The sequence below is a fragment of the Rubellimicrobium sp. CFH 75288 genome (assembly GCF_009904055.1).
Taxonomy (GTDB): Bacteria; Pseudomonadota; Alphaproteobacteria; order Rhodobacterales; family Rhodobacteraceae; genus Rubellimicrobium.
Map to the genome: position 1 here is coordinate 418,229 of NZ_WYDP01000001.1, position 21,183 is coordinate 439,411.

General features: G+C 72.4%; 23 protein-coding genes. 12 read left to right on the forward strand and 11 right to left on the reverse strand.

The genetic code is table 11. The features are described from left to right. Positions 1-27: 27 nt before the first annotated feature. The 10 genes from GT358_RS02050 to coxB all read right to left on the reverse strand — a co-directional run bounded on the left by GT358_RS02050 (position 28) and on the right by coxB (position 8,276). On the reverse strand, positions 28-612 hold the full coding sequence (locus GT358_RS02050) for a GNAT family N-acetyltransferase (RefSeq protein ID WP_166581073.1): 585 nt from the start codon (positions 610-612) through the stop codon (positions 28-30). Next, the gene (locus tag GT358_RS02055) at positions 612-1,877 is read right to left on the reverse strand and encodes a pitrilysin family protein (protein WP_166580892.1); all 1,266 of its coding nucleotides are present in this window, start codon (positions 1,875-1,877) and stop codon (positions 612-614) included. The genes GT358_RS02050 and GT358_RS02055 overlap by 1 nt, the downstream gene beginning before the upstream one ends. A 36-nt stretch (positions 1,878-1,913) precedes the next feature. After that, positions 1,914-3,311 (reverse strand): threonine synthase, encoded by a 1,398-nt coding sequence (gene thrC, locus GT358_RS02060; RefSeq protein ID WP_166580893.1) that lies wholly within the window; start codon positions 3,309-3,311, stop codon positions 1,914-1,916. 13 nt (positions 3,312-3,324) lie between these two features. Continuing rightward, the gene (locus tag GT358_RS02065; protein WP_166580894.1) at positions 3,325-4,116 is read right to left on the reverse strand and encodes a PhzF family phenazine biosynthesis protein; all 792 of its coding nucleotides are present in this window, start codon (positions 4,114-4,116) and stop codon (positions 3,325-3,327) included. Continuing rightward, a complete protein-coding gene (locus GT358_RS02070; protein ID WP_166580895.1) occupies positions 4,113-4,784 on the reverse strand; it encodes an SURF1 family protein in 672 nt (223 codons plus the stop codon). Before GT358_RS02070 ends, GT358_RS02065 begins: the two co-directional genes overlap by 4 nt. A gap of 20 nt (positions 4,785-4,804) precedes the next feature. Next, positions 4,805-5,611 (reverse strand): cytochrome c oxidase subunit 3, encoded by an 807-nt coding sequence (locus tag GT358_RS02075; protein ID WP_166580896.1) that lies wholly within the window; start codon positions 5,609-5,611, stop codon positions 4,805-4,807. 56 nt (positions 5,612-5,667) lie between these two features. Then, positions 5,668-6,240 (reverse strand): cytochrome c oxidase assembly protein, encoded by a 573-nt coding sequence (locus GT358_RS02080; RefSeq protein WP_166580897.1) that lies wholly within the window; start codon positions 6,238-6,240, stop codon positions 5,668-5,670. Next, positions 6,240-6,443 (reverse strand): hypothetical protein, encoded by a 204-nt coding sequence (locus tag GT358_RS02085; RefSeq protein ID WP_371416194.1) that lies wholly within the window; start codon positions 6,441-6,443, stop codon positions 6,240-6,242. Before GT358_RS02085 ends, GT358_RS02080 begins: the two co-directional genes overlap by 1 nt. After that, positions 6,440-7,408, reverse strand: coding sequence for a heme o synthase (locus tag GT358_RS02090; RefSeq protein WP_166580898.1), 969 nt, complete (start codon positions 7,406-7,408; stop codon positions 6,440-6,442). The genes GT358_RS02085 and GT358_RS02090 overlap by 4 nt, the downstream gene beginning before the upstream one ends. 94 nt (positions 7,409-7,502) lie before the next feature. Beyond that, complete coding sequence (gene coxB / locus GT358_RS02095) at positions 7,503-8,276, reverse strand: cytochrome c oxidase subunit II (RefSeq protein ID WP_371416204.1); 774 nt, start codon at positions 8,274-8,276, stop codon at positions 7,503-7,505. A gap of 455 nt (positions 8,277-8,731) precedes the next feature. Between coxB and GT358_RS02100 the strand changes: the two genes are divergently transcribed. From GT358_RS02100 to GT358_RS02140, 9 genes are all read left to right on the forward strand, one after another. Continuing rightward, positions 8,732-10,150 (forward strand): TldD/PmbA family protein, encoded by a 1,419-nt coding sequence (locus tag GT358_RS02100; RefSeq protein ID WP_166580899.1) that lies wholly within the window; start codon positions 8,732-8,734, stop codon positions 10,148-10,150. Positions 10,151-10,207: 57 nt separating this feature from the next. Then, complete coding sequence (locus GT358_RS02105) at positions 10,208-10,915, forward strand: phosphatase PAP2 family protein (RefSeq protein ID WP_166580900.1); 708 nt, start codon at positions 10,208-10,210, stop codon at positions 10,913-10,915. A 64-nt stretch (positions 10,916-10,979) separates the two neighbouring features. Further along, a complete protein-coding gene (locus GT358_RS02110; RefSeq protein WP_166580901.1) occupies positions 10,980-11,357 on the forward strand; it encodes a nuclear transport factor 2 family protein in 378 nt (125 codons plus the stop codon). A 100-nt stretch (positions 11,358-11,457) separates the two neighbouring features. Further along, on the forward strand, positions 11,458-12,603 hold the full coding sequence (gene dprA, locus GT358_RS02115) for a DNA-processing protein DprA (protein WP_166580902.1): 1,146 nt from the start codon (positions 11,458-11,460) through the stop codon (positions 12,601-12,603). Between the two features lie 77 nt (positions 12,604-12,680). Continuing rightward, on the forward strand, positions 12,681-15,416 hold the full coding sequence (gene topA / locus GT358_RS02120) for a type I DNA topoisomerase (RefSeq protein WP_166580903.1): 2,736 nt from the start codon (positions 12,681-12,683) through the stop codon (positions 15,414-15,416). Between the two features lie 90 nt (positions 15,417-15,506). Further along, entirely contained in the window at positions 15,507-16,217 is a 711-nt protein-coding gene (locus GT358_RS02125) for a CoA transferase subunit A (RefSeq protein ID WP_166580904.1), read from the forward strand. Next, on the forward strand, positions 16,214-16,615 hold the full coding sequence (locus GT358_RS02130; RefSeq protein WP_166580905.1) for a DUF1801 domain-containing protein: 402 nt from the start codon (positions 16,214-16,216) through the stop codon (positions 16,613-16,615). The genes GT358_RS02125 and GT358_RS02130 overlap by 4 nt, the downstream gene beginning before the upstream one ends. A gap of 28 nt (positions 16,616-16,643) precedes the next feature. Beyond that, the gene (locus GT358_RS02135; RefSeq protein ID WP_166580906.1) at positions 16,644-17,681 is read left to right on the forward strand and encodes a PAS domain-containing protein; all 1,038 of its coding nucleotides are present in this window, start codon (positions 16,644-16,646) and stop codon (positions 17,679-17,681) included. Between the two features lie 12 nt (positions 17,682-17,693). After that, entirely contained in the window at positions 17,694-18,320 is a 627-nt protein-coding gene (locus GT358_RS02140; protein WP_166580907.1) for a 3-oxoacid CoA-transferase subunit B, read from the forward strand. On the opposite strand, the gene GT358_RS02145 is transcribed toward GT358_RS02140, so the two are convergent. Beyond that, positions 18,317-19,372, reverse strand: a complete 1,056-nt coding sequence (locus tag GT358_RS02145) for a lytic transglycosylase domain-containing protein (RefSeq protein ID WP_243730647.1) — start codon at positions 19,370-19,372, stop codon at positions 18,317-18,319. The genes GT358_RS02140 and GT358_RS02145 overlap by 4 nt on opposite strands. A 294-nt stretch (positions 19,373-19,666) precedes the next feature. On the opposite strand from GT358_RS02145, the gene GT358_RS02150 reads away from it, so the two are divergent. The 3 genes from GT358_RS02150 to cpaB all read left to right on the forward strand — a co-directional run bounded on the left by GT358_RS02150 (position 19,667) and on the right by cpaB (position 21,104). Next, entirely contained in the window at positions 19,667-19,858 is a 192-nt protein-coding gene (locus GT358_RS02150; RefSeq protein ID WP_166580908.1) for a Flp family type IVb pilin, read from the forward strand. Positions 19,859-20,015: 157 nt separating this feature from the next. After that, complete coding sequence (locus GT358_RS02155; RefSeq protein WP_166580909.1) at positions 20,016-20,213, forward strand: hypothetical protein; 198 nt, start codon at positions 20,016-20,018, stop codon at positions 20,211-20,213. Between the two features lie 36 nt (positions 20,214-20,249). Next, positions 20,250-21,104: a Flp pilus assembly protein CpaB gene (gene cpaB, locus GT358_RS02160; RefSeq protein WP_166580910.1), complete on the forward strand. Its 855-nt coding sequence runs from the start codon at positions 20,250-20,252 to the stop codon at positions 21,102-21,104. The last annotated feature ends 79 nt before the right edge of the window (positions 21,105-21,183 follow it).

Consider the following 21,183-nt stretch of genomic DNA (forward strand, 5'->3'; position numbering starts at 1 on the left):
CGCTCCTGACGATCGCGCGAGCAGGTCTCAACCCGCCTCCGTGCGCCCCCGGCGGTCGTGGCGCAGATTGGCGTAGAGGACGTGGTTGCGCCAGCGCCCGTTGATCTGGAGATAGGCCTGCGCCACGCCCTCGTACTTGTAGCCCGTCCGCTCGAGCAGCCGGCGCGAGGCGGTGTTCTCCGGCAGGCAGCCCGCCTCGATCCGGCTGAGGTCGAGGGGGCCGAAGGCATGGCGCACCACCGCCTCCACGGCCTCGCGCATGTAGCCCTGTCGCGCATAGGGCTCGCCGATCCAGTAGCCGGTGGTGGCGGACTGGGCCGGCCCGCGGCGGATGTTGTCCAGCGTGATCGCCCCCAGGAGCGCCCCGTCCTCGCGCCGCAGCAGGAACAGGGGCAGCGCGGTGCCCTGCGCCACCGATCGCTGCGCCCAGTACACCCGCGCGGTGAAGGCCCGCCGCGTCAGGTGATCGGGCGCCCAGGTCGGCTCCCACGGCTGGAGAAAGGCGGCCGAGGCCTCGCGCAGCGCCGCCCAGGCGCGCCAGTCCCCGTGCACCGGCGGGCGCAGCACGAGCCGCTCGGTCTCGAGGCGCAGCTCGCGCCGGCGCCAGAGCATCACGCCGCCAGCCTCTCCCGCACCGCGTCGAGGCCCGGCAGACCTTCTGCCGGCCCGCACAGCGCCAGCGCCATCCCCGTGCCCCCGGCCATGCGCGCGGCGAAGCCGCGCACCGCGTCGGTCGTGACGTCCTCGATCCAGGCGATCTGCTCCTCCACGGCGGGCACGCGGCCCCAGATCTGGAGCATCCGCGCCAGCCGCTCGGCCCGGTTGGACGGGCTCTCGAGGCCCATGAGCAGCCCCGCCTTCATCTGCGCCCGCGCGCGGGCGATCTCGGCCGCGGTCAGGTCGTCGGCCGCCCGGCGCAGCTCATGCGCAGTCAGGCGCAGCAGTTCGGGCGCATCCTCGGCCGAGGTGCCGGCATAGATCGTGGTCAGGCCCGTATCCTCGTAGGCGCCGCCCTGCGCAAAGATCGTGTAGCACAGGCCCCGGTTCTCGCGGATCTCCTGGAACAGGCGCGACGACATGCCCCCGCCCAGCGCCGTGGCCCAGACCTGCGCGGCATGGATGGACGGGTCGCGGTAGGGCGGCCCCTCGAGAGCGAGCGCGACATGAACCTGCTCGAGCGGCTTGACCTCGCGCCGCTCGCCGCCGCGCCAGCGCGCGGGCTCGGGACGGCAGGGGGTCAGAACGGGCGAGAGATGGCCGAAATGCCGCTCGGCGGCCCTGCACAGCGCCTCGTGGTCCACCGCGCCCGCGGCCGCCAGGATCATCTGACCCGGCCCGTAATGCGCCCCCACGAAGCGGCGCAGGTCCCCCTCGCCGAAGGCCTCCACATGGGGCGCGTCGCCCAGGATCGGCCGCCCCATCGCCTGATCGGGATAGGCCGCCTCCTGCAGCCAGTCGAACACGATGTCGTCGGGCGTATCCAGCGCCTGCCCGATCTCCTGCAGGATCACGCCGCGTTCGACCTCGATCTCCTCGGGCGCAAAGAGCGGCTCGAGCAGGATGTCGGCGATCACATCCACAGCCAGGTCCACGTCCTCGCCCAGGACGCGCGCGTAATAGGCCGTCATCTCGCGCGAGGTATAGGCGTTGATGTAGCCGCCCACGTCCTCGATCGCCTCCGCGATCTCGAGCGCGGTGCGCCGCCGGGTCCCCTTGAAGGCCATGTGCTCGAGGAAATGGGCGATGCCGTTCTCCTCGGGCCGCTCGTGCCGCCCCCCGGCCGCGACCCAGACGCCCACGGCGGCCGAGCGCAGGCCCGGCATCGTCTCCGTGACGACGCGCAGGCCGTTGGACAGGGTGTGAAGGCGGACATTCATGGGCGGATCGGTCTCCCGGATCGGTCGTGGCGGCGTTCAGGCGGCGCGGGCGGCGCGCAGGCGGTCGCGGATCAGCGCCTGCAGAGCGCCAAGGTCGTCGCGCACCCGCGTCACCCGTTCCGGCCGGTCATACAGGTCCGCCAGCCGCGGGGGAAGGGCCGGGCGCAGGCCCGTGGCGGCCTCCACCGCGTCGGGGAACTTGGCCGGATGGGCGGTGGCCAGCGTGACCAGCGGCGTCGCCCCCACGACGTCGCGCGCCACGTGCAGCGCCACGGCCGTGTGCGGACAGACCAGCTCCCCCGTCTCGCGCCAGGCGCGGCGGATCGCCTCCGCCGTCTCCTCCTCCGAGGCGCGGCCCGAGGCGAACCAGTCGCGCAGCCGCCCCCAGGCGCCCTGCCCCACCCGGAAGCCGCCCTCCGCGCGCAAGGCCGCCATGTCGGCGCGCACCGCCCCCGCATCGCCGCCATAGGCCTCGAACAGCGCCCGCTCGAAATTAGACGACACCTCGATGTCCATGGACGGGCTGATCGAGGGGCGCACCCCGGCCTTGCGGCTCTCGCCCGATTGCAGGGTGCGGTGCAGGATGTCGTTCTGGTTGGTGGCCACCACCAGCCGCTCGACCGGCAGACCCATCCGCCGCGCGATGTGTCCGGCATAGACGTCGCCGAAATTGCCGGTGGGCACGACAAAGGAGACCGCCCGTCCCGGCGCCCCCAGCGCCACGGCCGCGGTCACGTAATAGACGACCTGCGCCAGCACCCGCGCCCAGTTGATCGAGTTGACGCCGGCCAGCCCCACGCCCTCGGCAAAGGCGCGGTCGGCAAAGGCATCCTTGAGCAGCCTCTGGCAATCGTCGAACGTCCCCTCGAGCGCGAGCGCGTGGACGTTGGGCTCGGCGGGGGTCGTCATCTGCCGCCGCTGCACCTCCGAGACGCGCCCCTCGGGAAAGAGGATGAACACGTCCACGCCCGGCACGCCCCGGAACGCCTCGATCGCCGCCGAGCCGGTATCCCCCGAGGTCGCCCCCAGGATCGCCACGCGCCCCCCCCTGCGCGCGAGCGAGGCGCGCATGAGCCGCCCGATCAGCTGCATCGCCACGTCCTTGAACGCGAGCGTCGGGCCGTGGAACAGCTCCAGCAGCCAGTGCGAGGGACCGATCTGGCGGAGCGGCGCGCGCGCGATGTGGCCGAAGCTCCCCCATGCCTCGGCCACCAGGGCGCGGAACTCCTCCTCGGGCCAGTCGCCCACGAAGGGACGCATGACGCGGAACGCCGTCTCCTCGAAGGACAGGCCGGCCAGCGCGGCGATCTCGGTCTCGGGCATGACCGGGACCGATTCGGGCAGGTAAAGGCCCCCGTCGGGCGCGAGGCCCGTCATCATCGCCTCCTCGAAGGAAAGCGCGGGCGCCTCCCCGCGGGTCGAGACATACCGCATCGCTGTGCCTCCCCTAGTCCGGCAGGACGATCTCGCCGCGCAGCACCGTGACGGCCCCGCCCGTCAGCAGCACCCGCTCGCCCGCCACGTCGCACAGGATGCGCCCCCCCCGGCGCGAGGCCTGCTCGGCCACGAGACGCGTGCGCCCCAGCCGCGCGGCCCAGAAGGGGGCCAGCGTGGCATGGATCGAGCCCGTCACCTGATCCTCGGGGATTCCTGCCGCGGGGGCGAAGTAGCGCGACACCATGTCGGCCTCCGCGCCGCGCGCCGTGACGGTCAGGCCCATGCCGCCCAGCGCCTCCTCGATGGCCGCGAAATCGGGGGCGAAGTCGCGCACCGCCCGTTCCGAGGGCAGGACCGCAAAGACGTTCTCGAACGTGGCAAAGGCCTCCGCCGCCTCGGGCACCAGCGTGCGCAGCGCCTCCAGATCGGCCGGGCCGGGATCGACGCGCGGCAGGTCTAGGACATAGCGGCCGCGTTCCTCTCTGCGCACCCGCAGGTCGCCGACGAAGCGGGTGCGGAAGGTGATCGTGCCCGCCCCGTTGCGCTCGGTGGCGATCGCATGGGCGGCGGCCAGGGTGGCGTGGCCGCAGAACGCCACCTCGCGCAGCGGGGCGAACCAGCGCAACTCCCAGCTTCCGTCCGACCGGGGCAGCGAGATCGCGGTCTCGGCCTGCCCCAGTTCGGTGGCGATGTCCTGCATCAGGGTATCGGGAATCGGCTCCTCGAGCAGCACGACGCCGGCGGGGTTGCCGCTGAAGGGCCGCTCGGCAAAGGCATCGATCAGCCAGAGGGGCAGCTTCATGTCGTCCTCCGCCACGTCCGGAGCGCGAGCGCCCCACTCATCACGGCCCAGACCGCGGCCAGCCCGAACCAGGTCACGGCATAGCCCAGATGGTCGTTGCGCACCCCGGACGCGTCGAGCGGCACAGGCACCGGTCCCAGGGGGGGCTCGACGGAACGCGCGACGACCAGAACCGGTTCGGTCCCGAGCGCGGCCGCCATCGCCGTCACGTCGCGCGCGAACCAGGTGTTCGCCTCGGGGTCTGGGCGCGGGGTGAAGCGGTCGGTCTCGTCCGGCCAGGCGAGGTTGCCGACGACCCGGACGCGCTCGGCCCGTCGGGTCCGGTCGCGGTCCGCCTCGGGCACGAAGCCCAGATCGACGAGCACGCGCCGGCCCTCGGCGCTCTCCAGGACGGCGACGATGCGGTAGCCGGGCCCCCGTCCCCCCAGGGTGGTCAGCACGGGCGCTTCCTGCCCCGGCAGCGCACCCTCCACCGCGACGGGCAGAAAGCGGTCGGCGAGCGGGTCCGGCGCGGGGGGGATCGCCACCGGGGCGGCGGCGATGCGCGCCTCGATCGCGGCGATCAGCGCCTCCTTGGCCTCGAGACGGCGCAGCTGCCAGACCCCCAGCGAGGCGAGGATCGCGACGCCCACGAGCCCCAGCAGGACGGGAAACAGCAGCCGCCGCACGGGCGTCGCCGCTGACGCGCTCAGGAGCCCCAGACGTAGATCGAGAAGAACAGGAACAGCCAGACCACGTCCACGAAGTGCCAGTACCAGGCCGCCGCCTCGAAGCCCACATGCCGCTCCGGCGTGAAATGGCCGCGATAGACGCGCAGCAGGCAGACGGCCAGAAAGATCGTCCCGATGATCACGTGCGCGCCGTGAAAGCCCGTCGCCATGAAGAAGTTGGCGCCGTAGATGTTGCCGGCGAAGCCGAACTGGGCATGCGTGTATTCGTAGATCTGGAAGCCGGTGAAGACGATCCCCAGGATGATGGCCAGCCACAGTCCGGTCTTGAGATCCTTGCGGTTGTTCTCGTGCACCAGCGCGTGGTGCGCCCAGGTCGCCGCCGCCCCCGAGCAGAGCAGGATCAGCGTGTTGATCAGCGGCAGGTGCCAGGGATCGAAGGTCACGATCCCCTCGGGCGGCCAGACGCCGTCCACGGCCGGGCTCAGCCCGTCGGGATGCATCGGGTAGAGGGCGTGCTTGAAGAACGACCAGAACCAGGCCGCAAAGAACATCACCTCGGAGATGATGAACAGGATGAAGCCGTAGCGCAGGCCGATGCGGACCACCGGGGTGTGGTCGCCCACCCGGCTCTCGGCCACGACGTCGGCCCACCAGCCGTACATGACATAGAGCACCGCCACGAGGCCCATCAGGAACAGCCACGGCCCCGAGCCGTGCATCCACAGCGTCGCCCCGAACAGCATCACGAAGGCGCCCACGGCCGCGATGAAGGGCCAGATCGACGGCGGCAGGACGTGGTAGTCGTGATTCTTGGTCTGGGCCATCGGCGATGTTCCTGTCCGGTTGCGGCGTCGATCTATGGAGGCGTCCGGGAGAAGTGTCAAAGCCCCTGCACCGCTCCGGCGAGGGCGGCATGCGTCTCCTCCTCGGGCGGCAGCGGCATCTGGTAGAAGGTGTAGCCCAGCGTGATCTCGCGCACGAAGCGGCCGTCCGGGTCCTGCAGGATGGCCGGGTCCACATAGAAGCTGACCGGCATCTGCACCGTCTCGCCCGGTTGCAGCACCTGCTCGGTGAAGCAGAAGCACTCCACCTTGGCGAAGTAGCCGCCGGCGGCATAGGGCATGACGTTGTAGCTCGCCTGACCGGCCACGGGCACGTCCGTGGGGTTGGACGCCTCGTAGAAGGCGAGGGCCGACTCGCCCACCCGCACGCGCATGGAGGTCTCCACCGGACGGAAGGTCCAGGGCATCCCGCGCTCGGTCGCGGCGACGAAGCGCACCGTCACCCACTGGTCCGTGGGAACGGCGTTCGAACCGTCCGAGACGGCCGTGGTGCCGCCGAAGCCGGTCACGCGGCAGAACCAGTCGTAGAAGGGCACGGCGGCGAAGCTCAGCCCCCCCATCGTCACCACCAGCCCCCCGGCATAGAGGGCGGTACGCAGATTGCGATCCATCACGAGCCTCCGTCCTGCGGGATCATGGCGGGCCGAACGGTGTGATCGAAGCCCTGGAACGCCCTGGGGTCATCGAGGCTCCGCACCTTCACCACCGTGAGGAAAAAGACGAGAACCACAAAGGCGACAAGGACGGCCAGAAGGCCCAGATTGCGTCCGCGCCGGCGGGCATGCAGTTCGTGTTCGACCCGGATCGCCATCATGCGCCTCCCCAGGCAGACCAGCCGGTGCCGAGAACGGCCTCGGCCATCACCGCCGCGAAATGTCCGAACAGATAGACGAGCGACAGACGGAAGAGCCGCCGCTCGGCCGCCCAGCCGTCGGCCTCCGACCGGGCGGCGTCGCGCCGCCAGACCCTCCAGGCCGCCACGGCGAACAGGGCCGTCAGCCCGACGCTCGCGGCAAGCACGACAGGCCCGCCCGCCGCCGACAGGGCCAGCGCGCCCGAGGCCGGGATCAGGAGCAGCGCATAGAGCAGGATCTGGTCGCGCGTGGCGCGGTCGCCGCGCACCTCCGTCATCATCGGCACGCGGGCGCGCCCGTAATCGCCCCGCACGAACAGCGCGAGCGCCCAGAAATGCGGCGGCGTCCAGAGAAAGATCAGCAGCACCATCAGAAGCGGCGCCCAGGCCACCGACCCCGTGACCGCGACCCAGCCCACCAGCGGCGGCAGTGCCCCCGCCAGCCCGCCGATGACGATGTTCTGCGGCGTGCGCCGCTTGAGCCACATCGTGTAGACGACGGCATAGAAGAAGATCGTGAAGGCCAGAAGCCCCGCCGCCGCCCAGTTGGCCGCCAGCCCCAGCATCATCACGGCGAACCCCGCCAGCGCCAGCCCCAGGGCCAGCGCCTCGCCCGCCTCCACGCGACCCGCAGGGACGGGGCGGCTGCGGGTGCGGCGCATCAGCCGGTCGATGTCGGCGTCCCACCACATGTTGAGCGCGCCCGAGGCCCCGGCGCCGACGGCGATGCAGAGGAGCGCCACGAAGCCGATAAAGGGATGAAGCGGGCCCGGCGCGGCCACGATCCCGGCCAGCGCCGTGAACACGACCAGGGACATCACCCGCGGCTTGAGCAGGGCCACGTAATCGCCGAAGCCCGCCTCGGCCAGCGGCACGTCGCGGTTCGGGCCGGCGGGAACGGAGGGGTTCAGGGTGGCGTCGCTCATCGTGGCTTCCCAGATAAACCGGACGGCGCCGGGAGTCCCGCTCCGGCGCCGCGGCAGGTCGCCGCGCCCCCGCGGGAGGGCGCGGCCCGGACGGTCAGGCTGCCGGCGCGTCGCCGCGCATCTCGGCCAGCCAGGCCTGATAGGCCTCGGGGCTGACCACCCGGACGGTGATCGGCATGAAGGCATGGTCCTTGCCGCAGAGCTCCGAGCACTGGCCGAAGAACACGCCCTCGGTGTCGGCGTTGAACCACAGATGCGCCATCCGGCCGGGCACGGCGTCCTGCTTCACGCCGAAGGCAGGGATCGTCCAGGAATGGATCACGTCGCCCCCCGTGACGGCCATCACCACGTTGGCCCCCCGCGGCACCACCACCGCCGTGTCGGTAGCGAGCTTCCAGTGCTCGTCGGAATAGCCCGCGGCGGCGAGTTCGGCGCTGATCTCCTCGTTGAGGTTGCCCATGTTGTAGCCGATCATGTAGCTGTCGAACTCGATCCCCTCGTCCGGGTACTGGTAGTTCCAGAACCACTGGTAGCCCGTGACGGTGATGTGCACGTCCCCCTCGGGGATCTCCTGCTGCGTGAACAGCACCGGCAGCGAGAAGGCGCCGATGAAGACCAGGATCACGATCGGGATCACCGTCCACGTCACCTCGAGCGGCGAGTTGTGGGTAAACCGCGCGGGCACCGGGTTGCGGCGCGCGTTGTAGCGCACGATGACCCACAGGATCAGGACCATCACCACCAGCGTGATGCCGGAGATGATCCACAGGAGCAGCGTGTCCAGCCAGAAGGTGTCATGGGCGATGCTGCTGGCCGCGGGGTGCAGGTTGATGCCGCCGGCGACGGGCTGGCCGATGATGGGCAGCACTTCGGCCGGAAGGGGCGCGTCCGGCGGAGCCTCCGGGGCGGCCTGGGGCGCCGGCTCGTCGGCCGTGTTGCCGGTCAGGTCTCCGGCGCCGCCCGGCGGCTCCGGCGCCGCGGGCTGGTTGGCGGTGCCGTCGCCCTGGCCCGGCGCGGGCGCCGTCTCGACGGCCGGCTCCGGGGCGGTCTGGATGAAGGCAGGTCCGGGATCGGCCGGCACCGTCGCCTCCTGCCCCCAGGCGGCCGCGCCCAGCATCAGGGCGAGCCCGAGGGCGGCTGCGGAACGGAGGGCGGGGAAGGCGCTCATGGAGGCTCCTCGTGCGGCAACGGAACGGAGGCGGCAGGAGCGTTGCGCCCCTGTCGGCCGCTCGTGTCATCCCATATCTCTGGAAGCGCCACAAGCCGCGGCCTTGCCCCTGCGACCCTGTGCACCAGGGGGGCCCGCCCCAACGGGAGACGCCCATGCCTGCCCCTTTCCGCCCCTTCGAGGACTCGCTCGACCGCGACGCCGCCCTGCGCCACCTGCGCGAGGCCACCCATGGCGCCGACGACGGCGAACTCTTTCTCGAACGGCGCCGGTCCGAGGTGCTGGGCTTCGACGATGGCCGCCTCAGGACGGCGAGCTTCGACGCCTCCGAGGGCTTCGGACTGCGTGCGGTGCGCGGCGAGACGGCCGCCTATGCCCATTCCACCGACATCTCCGAGCCCGCTCTCGCCCGCGCGGTGGCCACCGCCCGCCTCGCCATCGGCGCGGGCGGCGGCACGCTCGCGCCCCCGCCCCCCGGCACCAACCGCCGCCTCTACGGCGAGGAGGACCCGCTCGAGGACGCGGCCTTCGCCCTGAAGGTCGAGACGCTGCGCGAGATCGACGCCACGGCGCGCGCGATGGACCCGCGCGTGGTCCAGGTCACGGCCTCGCTCGCGGCCTCCCACCAGGAAGTGGCGATCCTGCGACCCGAGGGCGGCCTTGTCGCCGACACCCGCCCCATGGCGCGCCTGCATGTCTCCGTGATCGTCGAGCAGGACGGCCGCCGCGAGAGCGGGCATTACGGGCTCGGCGGCCGGCACGACCTTTCGCGCCTCCTGTCCCGCGACACCTGGGAGGCCTCCCTGCGCGAGGCCCTGCGCATCGCCCTCGTCAACCTCGAGGCGCGCCCCGCCCCCGCCGGGGTGATGGACGTGGTCCTCGGCCCCGGCTGGCCCGGCATCCTGCTGCACGAGGCGATCGGCCACGGGCTCGAGGGCGACTTCAACCGCAAGGGCACCTCGGCCTTCGCCGGGCTCATGGGAACCCGCATCGCCGCGCCCGGCGTGACCGTGCTCGACGACGGCACGCTGCCCGGCCGGCGCGGCTCCCTCACCGTGGACGACGAGGGCACGCCCTCGGGGCGCACCGTGCTCATCGAGGACGGCATCCTCGTGGGCTACATGCAGGACCGCCAGAACGCCCGCCTGATGGGCGTGGCCCCCACCGGCAACGGCCGGCGCGAGAGCTTCGCCCACATCCCCATGCCGCGCATGACCAACACCTACATGCTCGCCGGCGAGGCCGATCCCGAAGCGATGGTGCGCGAGCTGAAGGACGGCCTCTGGGCCGTGGGGTTCGGCGGCGGGCAGGTGGACATCACCTCGGGCAAGTTCGTGTTCTCCTGCACCGAGGCCTACCGCGTCCGCGACGGCCGCGTGATGGAGCCTGTCAAGGGCGCCACCCTGATCGGCGACGGGGCAACCGCGCTCAAGGGCATCCGCGCCGTGGGCCGCGACCTCGCGCTCGACCCCGGCATCGGCAATTGCGGCAAGGCCGGCCAGTGGGTGCCCGTGGGCGTGGGCCAGCCCTCGCTGCTGATCGGGGGCCTCACCGTCGGAGGGGCGGCCGTCTGAGACAGGGAACGGCCGCCGGCCCGGCGCGTTCGCCAGCCGACCAAGCCCGGAGCGCCCATGCCTCGCCTCCCCTTCCGCGTCGAGACGCGCACGCTGCTGCCCCTTCTCGCCGTCCTCGCCCTCGCCTGGACCTTCTGGGAGGTGGCCGAGGAGGTGTGGGACGGCACCGGCCACGCCTGGGACGAACGGCTGCTTCTGGCCCTGCGCGACCCGCTCGACCCCGCGCGGCCCTGGGGCGGCCCGGTGGTCGAGACGGTCGTGCGCGACATCACGGCGCTCGGCGGCGCGCTGATCCTGTTCGGGACGGTCGCGGCCGTGACGCTGGCGCTGGTCCTGCGCGGACAGCCGCGCTCGGCGGGGCTGTTCGTGCTCGCCGTGGCCGGGGCCCAGGCGCTCTCCTCCTCCATCAAGGCCCTGTTCGACCGCGCCCGCCCCGATCTCGTGCCGCACGGCACGGACGCGCTCTTTGCCTCCTTTCCGTCCGGCCACACCACCATGGCCACGGCCGTCTGGCTTCTGCTCGCGGCCATGATGGCGCGCACGGACCCGCTGCGCAGCATGAAGGCGCTCTATCTCTCGCTCGCCATCCTCGTCGTTCTCGCGGTCGGCGTCTCGCGCGTCTATCTGGGCGTCCACTGGCCCTCGGACGTGCTCGCGGGCTGGGCGCTCGGGGCGGCCTGGGCGCTGGGCTGCTATCTTCTGGCCGACCGGCTGGGCGCCACGGGCCGGATCGAGCCCGAGCGCGACGAGGCGCCGCCCCCCTGAGGCGGGAACCGCCCGCCCCCGCCGGGCCTTGGACCGGGCAGGAGCATTCCCACGGAGCCCCCTCATGCCCGGCATGGCAGACCGATTCGCCCAGGCCCTCCAGCAGGCCGAGCGCGACCGCGACCCCGCCCCCCTCGTCGCCCTCTTCGCCGAGGGGGCCGCGCTGTCCAACCTCGCCATCACCGAGGAGGGCGAGGGCGCGGCGGACCGCTTCTGGCGCACCTATCTCGACCAGTTCGAGACGGTCCGCTCCGAGTTCTCGCACAAGGTGGACGGCGACGGCGTCCTGGTCCTCGCCTGGCGCTCCGAGGGGCGTCTGAGCGACGGCCGACCCATCGCCTATCGCGGCATGAGCCTGGCCGAACACGACGGCAGCCGCGTCACCCGCTTCGAGACGACCTACGACTCGGCCGCCTTCCTGCGCGAGCCCGCGGCCACCTGACCGCCTGTCCTCCGCCCCGCCCGGCGATTCAGGGTTTGTTAACCTTTGCCTGCTAGAAGGAGATTCGCGCGGGGCGGACATCACGGGGGACAGGGGCGGCATGACGGCTGCGACACCCCTGCCGGGGGCTGAGGACGACCGGCTCGACCGGCTGCGGCTGCTGCGCTCGCGCCGGGTGGGGGTGGCGACCTTCTTTCGCCTCCTGCGCGAACACGGCACCGCGCGCGAGGCGCTGCGCGCCCTGCCCGCCATCGCCCGCGCCGCGGGGGTCAGGGATTATGCCCCCTGCCCCGAAGGCGTCGCCGCGGCCGAGTATCGCGCGGGCCTCGCCTGCGGGGCGCGGCTTCTCGTGCGGGACGACCCCGACTGGCCGGCGGCCCTCTCGACGCTGCCGGACGCCCCGCCGCTTCTCTGGGCGCTGGGGGACACGGGCCTACTCGCCAGACCCGCGCTCGCGGTGGTGGGCGCGCGCAACGCCTCCTCGCTGGGGCTGCGCATGGCGCGCCACCTCGCGGCCGAACTGGGCGGGGCGGGCTTTGTCGTCGTCTCGGGCCTGGCGCGCGGGGTGGACGCGGCCGCCCACCGCGCGGCCCTGCCCACGGGGACGATCGCGGTCATGGCGGGCGGCGTGGACCACGTCTATCCGCCCGAGAATGCCGGCCTCGCGGCCGAGATCGCCGCCCACGGCCTGCGGCTGAGCGAGAACCCCGTGGGCCTCGTGCCCGGCGCGCGCCACTTCCCGGCGCGCAACCGCATCGTCGCGGGCCTGTCGCTCGGCGTCGTGGTGGTGGAGGCGGCGGACCGCTCGGGCACGCTCATCACCGCGCGACAAGCCGCCGAAGCCGGGCGGGAGGTGCTGGCCGTGCCCGGCCACCCGATGGACCCGCGTGCGGCAGGCTGCAACGCCCTGATCCGGGACGGTGCGACGCTCGTGCGCTCGGCCGCCGACATCCTCGAAGCGCTGGGCCCGCAGGCCGCCGCCGCTCCGGCACCCGCCCCGCGTCCCGCCAGCCCTCCCGCACCCGCGGTCCCGCAAAGGGAGCGGAGCGCGGCTTCCGGCCCCGCAGCCGCGGCGCCCCTGCGCGAGAGGGTGCTGGAGCGGCTGAGCCCCGCCCCGCTGGCGGAGGATCAGCTCATCCGCGATCTGGGCCTGACGCCGCAGGCCCTCGCCCCGGTCCTGGCGGAGCTCGAACTCGACGGGGCGGTGCAGCGCCAGCCCGGCGGCCTCCTGGCGCTCGGCAGCTGAGCCGGCCCGGCTCCGGATTGACAAGGCCCCGGAACGGCCCACATACCCCGCCCCTGCACCAGAGCCGGAGGCCCCCGATGCCTGTCGTCGTCGTCGAATCGCCGGCCAAGGCCAAGACCATCAACGGCTATCTCGGCCCCGGCTACACGGTTCTGGCGAGCTACGGCCATGTCCGCGACCTGCCCGCCAGGGACGGCTCCGTGGACCCCGAAGCCGGCTTCGCGATGCAGTGGGAGGTGGCGGCCGACTCGAAGAAGCACCTCAAGGCCATCGCCGACGCGCTCAAGACCGACGGCACCCTGATCCTTGCCACCGACCCCGACCGCGAGGGCGAGGCGATCTCCTGGCACCTGACCGAGGCGCTGCGCGAGCGCCGGGCGATCCGCAAGGACACGACGGTGAGCCGCGTCACCTTCAACGCGATCACCAGGAAGGCCGTGGCCGAGGCGATGGCCCATCCCCGCCAGGTCGATTCCGCGCTGGTCGAGGCCTATCTCGCCCGCCGCGCCCTCGACTATCTCGTGGGCTTCAACCTGTCGCCCGTCCTCTGGCGCAAGCTGCCCGGCGCCCGCTCGGCGGGGCGCGTCCAGTCCGTCTGCCTGCGCCTGATCGTGGACCGCGAGATGGAGATCGAGGCGTTCCGCGCCCGCGAGTACTGGGACGTGACCGCCCGCCTGCGCACGCCCCGGGGCAGGGATTTCGACGCGCGCCTCACGCTTCTTGGCGGCCGCAAGCTGGACAAGTTCACCCTCTCCGAACGTGCCGCGGCCGAGATCGCGGTCCATGCCGTGGCCTCGCGCCCGCTCCGCGTCGAATCGGTCGAGGCGAGCCCCGCCACGCGCAACCCCGCGCCCCCCTTCATGACCTCCACCCTCCAGCAGGAGGCGAGCCGCAAGTTCGGCATGGGTGCCAAGCAAACCATGAGCGCGGCCCAGCGCCTCTACGAGGCGGGGCTCATCACCTACATGCGCACGGATGGCATCGACATGGCCCCCGAGGCCGTCCATGCCGCCCGCGACACGATCCGCCAGCTCTACGGCGCCGACTATGTCCCGGCAGCCCCGCGGATGTACAAGAACAAGGCGAAGAACGCCCAGGAGGCGCACGAATGCATCCGCCCCACCGACCTCGCCCGCACCCCCGAGGCGGCGCGCCTGTCGGACGCGGACGGCCGCCGCCTCTACGAGCTGATCTGGAAGCGCACGATCGCCAGCCAGATGGAGGCCACCCGCCTCGAGCGCACCGTGGCCGAGATCCGCTCCGAGGACGGAGAAGTGGGCCTGCGCGCCACGGGCCAGCGCATCCTCTTTGACGGCTTCCTGCGCGTCTATGTCGAGGGGCGCGACGACGAGGAGGGCGAGGACGGCACCATCCTGCCCCAGATCGTCGCGGGCGAGCGCCTGTCCTTCGCCGAGGATGCCCTGCGTGACGCCCATGCGAAGGCGTGCGGCGAGGACGGCGCGGGCGCCATCCTCGACGCGAACGGCGCCGTGCTGGGCGCGCGCCACTTCACCCAGCCGCCCCCCCGCTACACGGAGGCCACGCTCGTCAAGCGGATGGAGGAGCTGGGGATCGGCCGCCCCTCCACCTACGCCTCGATCGTGACCACGATCCAGGAGCGCGACTATGTCCGCAAGGAAGGGGGGCGCCTCCATCCGCAGGACAAGGGGCGACTCGTGACGGCGTTCCTCGCCACCTACTTCCCGCGCTATGTCGAATACGGCTTCACGGCCGGTCTCGAGGACCAGCTCGACGGAATCAGCGCCGGGGAGGCCGATTACCGCGCGGTGCTCGAGGCGTTCTGGCGCGACTTCTCCGCCGCACTGGCCGAGACGGCGGACCTGCGCATAGGGGACGTGCTCGAGAAGATCGACGAGGTCCTGGCGCCCCACCTCTACCCGCCGCGCGCCGACGGGGGCGACCCGCGCCGCTGCCCCTCCTGCGGCGCGGGGCGGCTGTCGATGCGGACGGCGCGCACGGGCGGTGCCTTCATCGGCTGCTCGCGCTATCCCGAATGCCGCTACACCCGCCCCTTCGGCCCGCCGCCCGAGGAGGGGACCGCTCCGCCGGGCGACCGCCTGCTCGGGCACGATGCCGACGGCACGCCCATCCATCTGCGCGACGGCCGCTTCGGACCTTACGTCCAGCGCGGCGAGGCCACGGCCGAGGCGCCCAAGCCTCCCCGCGCCTCCCTGCCCAAGGGCTGGCGGCCCGAGGAGATGACGCTCGACAAGGCGCTGCGCCTGCTGTCGCTGCCCCGCCTCGTGGGCTCCCACCCCGAGGATGGCGCCCCGGTCGAGGCGGGGATTGGTCGCTTCGGCCCCTTCATCCGCCACGGCTCGCGCTACGCGAACCTGCCGGATGTGGACGAGGTCTGGGAGGTGGGCATGAACCGCGCCGTGGAGCTTCTGGCCCAGAAGGCCGCCGGCGGCGGTCGCGGCCGGACCCGGGCCGAGCCGCTCCGCACCTTGGGTGAGCATCCGCAGGGCGGCCCGGTGGCGCTGATGCCGGGACGCTACGGCCCGTATGTCGCCTGGAACGGAATCAACGCGAGCCTGCCCCGCGAGGCGGACCCCGACTCCCTGACACTGGCCGAGGCGGTCACGCTTCTGGAAGCCCGGCAGGCCGCGAAGCCCAAGGGCCGCAAGGCCGCAGCCAGGCGCCCGGCCGCCAAGGGTGCGGGCAAGTCCACTGCCAAGACAAGAAAGGCGAAGAAGTCCCCCGAGGTTTCCGCCGCGGCCGACTCGGCGCCGGATGGAACGGCGCCCGCGCCGCGTCGGCGCCGCGCGGCGGGCCGGGCCGCAGAGGGCTGAGCGGCGCCACGGTCCGGCAGGCCCTTTTCCTGTCCGGCGCCCGCCGCTACGGTCCCCGCCGACAGGCGGGACAGGGCCGGAGACGGGTGCATGAACAAGGTTTATCCGGACGCGCGGGCGGCGCTGGACGGGCTGCTGTTCGACGGGATGCTGATCGCGGCGGGGGGCTTCGGCCTGTGCGGCATCCCCGAACTGCTGATCGCCGCCATCCGCGAGGCGGGAACCCGCGACCTCACCGTGGCGTCCAACAATGCCGGCGTGGACGGGTTCGGCCTGGGCGTGCTCCTCGAGAGCCGGCAGGTGCGCAAGATGATGTCCTCCTATGTCGGCGAGAACGCCGAGTTCATGCGGCAGTACCTGTCGGGCGAGCTGGAGCTGGAGTTCAACCCGCAGGGCACCCTGGCCGAGCGGATGCGCGCCGGCGGCGCGGGCATTCCCGGCTTCTACACCCGCACCGGCGTGGGGACCGTCGTCGCCGAGGGCAAGGAGCACAAGGAATTCGACGGCCAGACCTATATCCTCGAGCGCGGCATCGTCGCCGATCTGGCGATCGTCAAGGCCTGGAAGGCCGACACGACGGGCAACGCCGTGTTCCGCAAGACCGCGCGGAACTTCAACGTCCCGGCCGCCACCTGCGGGCGCGTCTGCGTGATGGAGGTCGAGGAGATCGTGCCGCCGGGCTCCATCGACCCCGACCATGTCCACCTGCCCGGCATCTATGTCCACCGCCTGATCCAGGGCCGGCACGAGAAGCGCATCGAGCAGCGCACCACGCGCCCGCGTCCGGCCGCCTCCGCATGAAGAGCGGGGGGCAGGGCCGCTTCGAGGATATCGTTGCGCTGGCCCCGCAGCATGAGGCGCTCCTGCGGGTCATCCGGTCCCTTGTCGAGGCCGTCCACCCCGAAGCGGTCGAGATGGCCTCGCCGGGGGAGAAGGCGGTCTACTGGGGATGGGGCGGCGCCAAGATGAGCGAGGCCTATGCCTATGCCATCCCGCACAAGGCCCACGTCAATCTGGGCTTCTTTCGCGGAACCTCTCTGCCGGACCCCGAGGGGCTTCTGGAGGGGACGGGCAAGGCGCTGCGGCATGTGAAGCTGCGCCAGCCCGGCGATCTCGACCGCCCGGGCCTTCGGGCCCTTCTCGAGGCGGCCCGGGACGAACGTCGCGACGCTCTTGGCGCAGGACGAACCGGGCCCTAGGGTCCCAGCGAATCGGTGGCGTTCCCTCATGTCCCATGATGTTCCCCTGCCCTCGATCCCGGACGAGGAGGCCTTTTCCACCCTTCTGCGTGCGGGCGTGGCCATGGTCCTGACGGACCCGTCGCTGCCCGACAACCCGATCGTCTATGTCAACGACGCCTTCTCGCGCGTGACCGGCTACGAGCGCAGCGCCGTCATCGGGCGCAACTGCCGCTTCCTGCAGGGTCCCGGCACCGATCCCGACCATGTCAGGCTGCTGCGCGAGGCGATCGTCGCCGGCCGCGAGATCACGGTGGATCTTCTGAACTACCGTGCGGACGGGCGGCCGTTCCGGAACCGCCTGCTGATCGCGCCGGTCCATGACCCAGAGGGCGCGATCACCCATTTCCTCGGGATCCAGAAGGCCCTGTCGGAGGAGGAGGCGCGCCGCGCCGCCAACGCCTCGCCCGATCACGCGCTGCGCGAGGTCCAGCATCGGGTCAAGAACCACCTGGCCATGATCGTGGGTCTCATCCGGCTTCATGCGCGGCAGGGGACGGGCGATCCGGACACGCTGGTGCGGCGCGTGGAAAGCCTGCAGTTCCTCTACGAGGAGCTGAGCGCCGCAGGTTTCGCAAGCCGTGGCGAGCGGCTGCCGCTCGACGCCTACCTGTCGCGCGTGGTCAACGCGGTGGCCCATCTGGACGGCCGCGCGGGCCTGAGCGTCCAGTTCCGGGCACCCCGCACCTTGGCGAGCGTCGATGTCGCGGCCCGGCTGGGTCTGCTCCTGTCCGAGATCGTCACCAACGCGCTCGAACACGCCTTCGAGGGGCGGGACGGCGGAACGATCGATGTCCGGCTCGAGGCCGGCGAGGACGGCGCGCTGCGCCTCCTCGTGGCGGATGACGGCAGGGGGCTGCCCGACGGCACGACCTGGCCCGACATGGGCAGCATGGGCGGGCGGATCGCGCTCCAGCTGATCGAGGGTCTGAGCGGGCGCCTGTCCGTCGAGTCGGGCCCCGGCGGGACACGGGTGGCTCTGGACGTTCCGGCCGGGATCGGGGACGATCCGCCCCAGTTCGCCTGAGGAGGAGACCGGATGCCCTGGGACCGTCACGGCATGGCCGCCCGCGCCGCCGCCGAGCTGCGCGACGGGATGTATGTCAATCTGGGCATCGGCATCCCCACCCTGGTGGCCAACCACATCCCCGAGGGGATCTTCGTCACGCTGCAGAGCGAGAACGGGATGCTCGGGATGGGTCCCTTCCCGTTCGAGGGCGAGGAGGACCCGGACCTCATCAACGCGGGCAAGCAGACCATCACCGAACTGCCCCACTCGGCCTATTTCGATTCGGCCACGTCCTTTGCCATGATCCGCGGCGGCAAGATCGCCATGGCGATCCTCGGCGCGATGGAGGTCTCCGAGGAGGGGGACCTCGCCAACTGGATGATCCCCGGCAAGCTCGTGAAGGGCATGGGGGGCGCCATGGACCTGGTCGCGGGCGTCGGGCGCGTGGTCGTCGTGATGGACCACACCAACAAGGCGGGCGAGTCCAAGCTGCTGCGGCGCTGCACCCTGCCGCTGACGGGGCAGCGGGTGGTTCACCGGATCATCACCAATCTCGGCGTCCTCGACGTGGTCGAGGGGGGGCTGCGGATCGTGGAATGCGCCCCGGACGTGTCCGAGCAGGACATCCGGAGCGCCACCGAGGCCCGGATCGTCTAGAACGCGCTGACCGCGAACACGCAGCCGTCGGACAGAAGCTCCGGCGGGGTGCGGCAGAGGCCGCGTGCCACCGTCCAGGCGGTCAGCACCTTGGGCACGTAGGCCCGCGTCTCCGCATAGGGGGGAACGCCGCCGTTGCTGCGCACGGCCCCCTCCCCCGCGTTGTATGCCGCGAGCGCCAGGATCGGGTCGCCGCCGAAATGGCCGAGGAGCCAGTCGAGATAGGCCACGCCCCCCCGGATGTTCTCGCCCGCGGCGAAGCGGTCGCGCACCCCGAACCGCTCGGCCGTGGCGGGCATCAGCTGCATGAGCCCCCCCGCACCGGCGCGTGACACGGCCGCCGGGTTGCCCGCGCTCTCCACCGCGATCACGGCGAGCACGAGGGCGGGCGAGACGCGCGTGCCCACCGTGGCGCGCAGGATGTCGGTGCCGTGCTGGCGCGCGATCTCCTGCAGGGCCTGAAGCCGGGGGGCGCTGAAGCCCTGGCCGGACGGGGCGCGCCCGAGGGCGGCCAGCGCCTCGCCCAGGCGCCCCGGCCGCGAATCGGCTAGACGGGGCGAGACCCCCGCCCAGAACCAGTCCGCCCCGCCCGTCCCGCCGCCGACCCCCGCCCCCGGGACGGCCAACCCGCTCCGCGGGGCGGCCCCGGCGGAGGAGGCGGCCTGACCTGCCCGGGGCGGGGCCGCGGGCGGCAGGGCGGCGGAGGGCCGCGGGGGCGAGAGCGGGTTGATCTGGACGGTGATGCGGTTCGTGCTGCCCGGTGCAGGCACCCCCACCCGGCGGATGCCCGAATCCTGAGCCGCCGCGGGCACCGCCGCCGTCAGCGCGCCGACCCCGCCCAGTGCCGCGCTCCATCCGGCCGCCCCCGGCCCGAGCAGCGCGAGCACGGCCAGAAGCCCGGTCCACCGGCCCGTCCCGCCGCGCTGTCCGGGCCGACATGCTGCGCCGCCACCCTGCCGGTCCGGCCGCATCGCGCCGGGCCGCGTACCGGCCTGCCCCGTCCGTCCCATGCTGTCCCCCGTGCGGTTCGCCTTGTCCGTCTGGCGCCGCATCCTGCCTGCGGACGCGATTCGGCCCAAGCCGCCGCCGGGTGGCCGCCGCATCTGGAGCCGGCGTTGCGGACCGCGCGCCACGCCCCCGAGGCGAATCGGTCCTGTCCCGACACTGCTCGAGAAAACTGAAGATCCCGTTAACGGCCGCGTGAAAATGCACCGCGAGCGCCAAAATCCCGCCCGAATCGGGGGGCCTTCTGCTGCCATCGACGACGGGGATCGGGCCAAGACGAGAGGCCGGCCCGAGGCGAACCGGCGCGGTGCAAGCGAAGACCAAACCCTGAGGAGACAGACATGCTCGACTTCATCAAGACCTTCCGCGCGGACGAGGACGGCGCCGTGACCGTGGACTGGGTGGTGCTGACCGCCGCCATCGTCGGTCTGGGCATCGCCGTGCTGACCAGCGTCCGCGGGGGCGCGACGACGATGGCCGGCAACATCGAAACGCAACTCGAAACCGCGGTTCCCGCGATCACGTTCGACTGATCGCTTCGTCAGCGATCTTCACGGGCCGCGCCCCAAGGGCGCGGTCTGGCGTTTCTGCGCCCCGCCACCTTCACGGACTCACCGCGGATCTGGCGCGAAAACACCACATTCGCCGTCCACGCTGGGCCAGGACGGAGTCGGCAGCCGGGAGGCGCGTATGGACTGGAAGCGAGTCTGGGTTTTCGGCCGCGACGAGGATGGCGCGGTCACGGTGGACTGGGTCGTTCTCACGGCAGCCATCCTGCTGTTCGGCGTCCTCGTGGTCTCGATGATCCTGAGCGGCGCCACGGACCTGTCCGGCGGGGCCGGGGCGCGGCTCGGCGCCGCGGAAGTTCCCGCCGTCCGCTGGGAATGACCGCCCTGCACCTCCCAACCTGAGGGGATTTCCGCGATGAGAAGCCTTTTCGGCCTTGTCCTGGTCGCTGGCCTCGGCCTCGCCGGAACGGCGGTGTACATGGTGCGCGGCTACATGGCCGAACAGGCGCTGGCGCTCGAGGCCCAGCGGCAGGCGGCCGCGGCGGCCGTGCCGACGGTCAACGTGATCGCGGCCAAGCGGACGCTCCTCTACGGCGAACGCATCACCCCCGACGACATCATGTTCGTCCGCTATGCCGAACCCTTCCTGCCCGAGGGGGTGTTCCGCTCCGTGGAGGAGCTGTTCCCGCAGGGACCGAACGTCCAGCGCGCCGTCCTGCGCCAGATGGAACCCAACGAGCCGCTGCTGGCCGTCAAGGTGACCGCGCCGGGCGAGGATGCGGGACTGGTCGCGCGGCTGTCGCCGGGCATGCGGGCCTTTGCGGTCAGCGTGGACGTGGCCTCGGGCGTGGCGGGCTTCCTGCGGCCGGGCGACCGGGTGGACGTGTACTGGACGGGCCAGGCGCCCGAGCGCGGCGACGTGACCCAGCTCATCGAGACGGGGCTGCGGCTGGTCGCCATCGACCAGATCGCGGACGCGCACCTCTCCGGCGTCCTCGTGCCGCGGACCGTGACGGTGGAGGCCTCGCCGCAGCAGGTGGCCAAGCTTGCGCTGGCGCAGAGCACGGGCAAGCTGTCGCTGTCGCTCGTCGGACAGGGCGACAGCCTCGTGGCCGCGGCGGTGGAGGTGGATCGCCGCGCCATGCTGGGCATCGAGGAGGAGGCTGCTCCGTCGGTCGAGATCGCTCCTCCCCCGCCCCCCGTCTGCACCGTCCGCACGCGCCGGGGCGCCGAAGTGGTCGAGACGCCGGTGGACTGCCCCACCAACTGAGCCTCCTGTGGCGGCGCCTCCACAGGCGTCCGCGCCTGTGATCGCAGCTCGCAGCCCGATGTGGACAGATCCCGCCGCC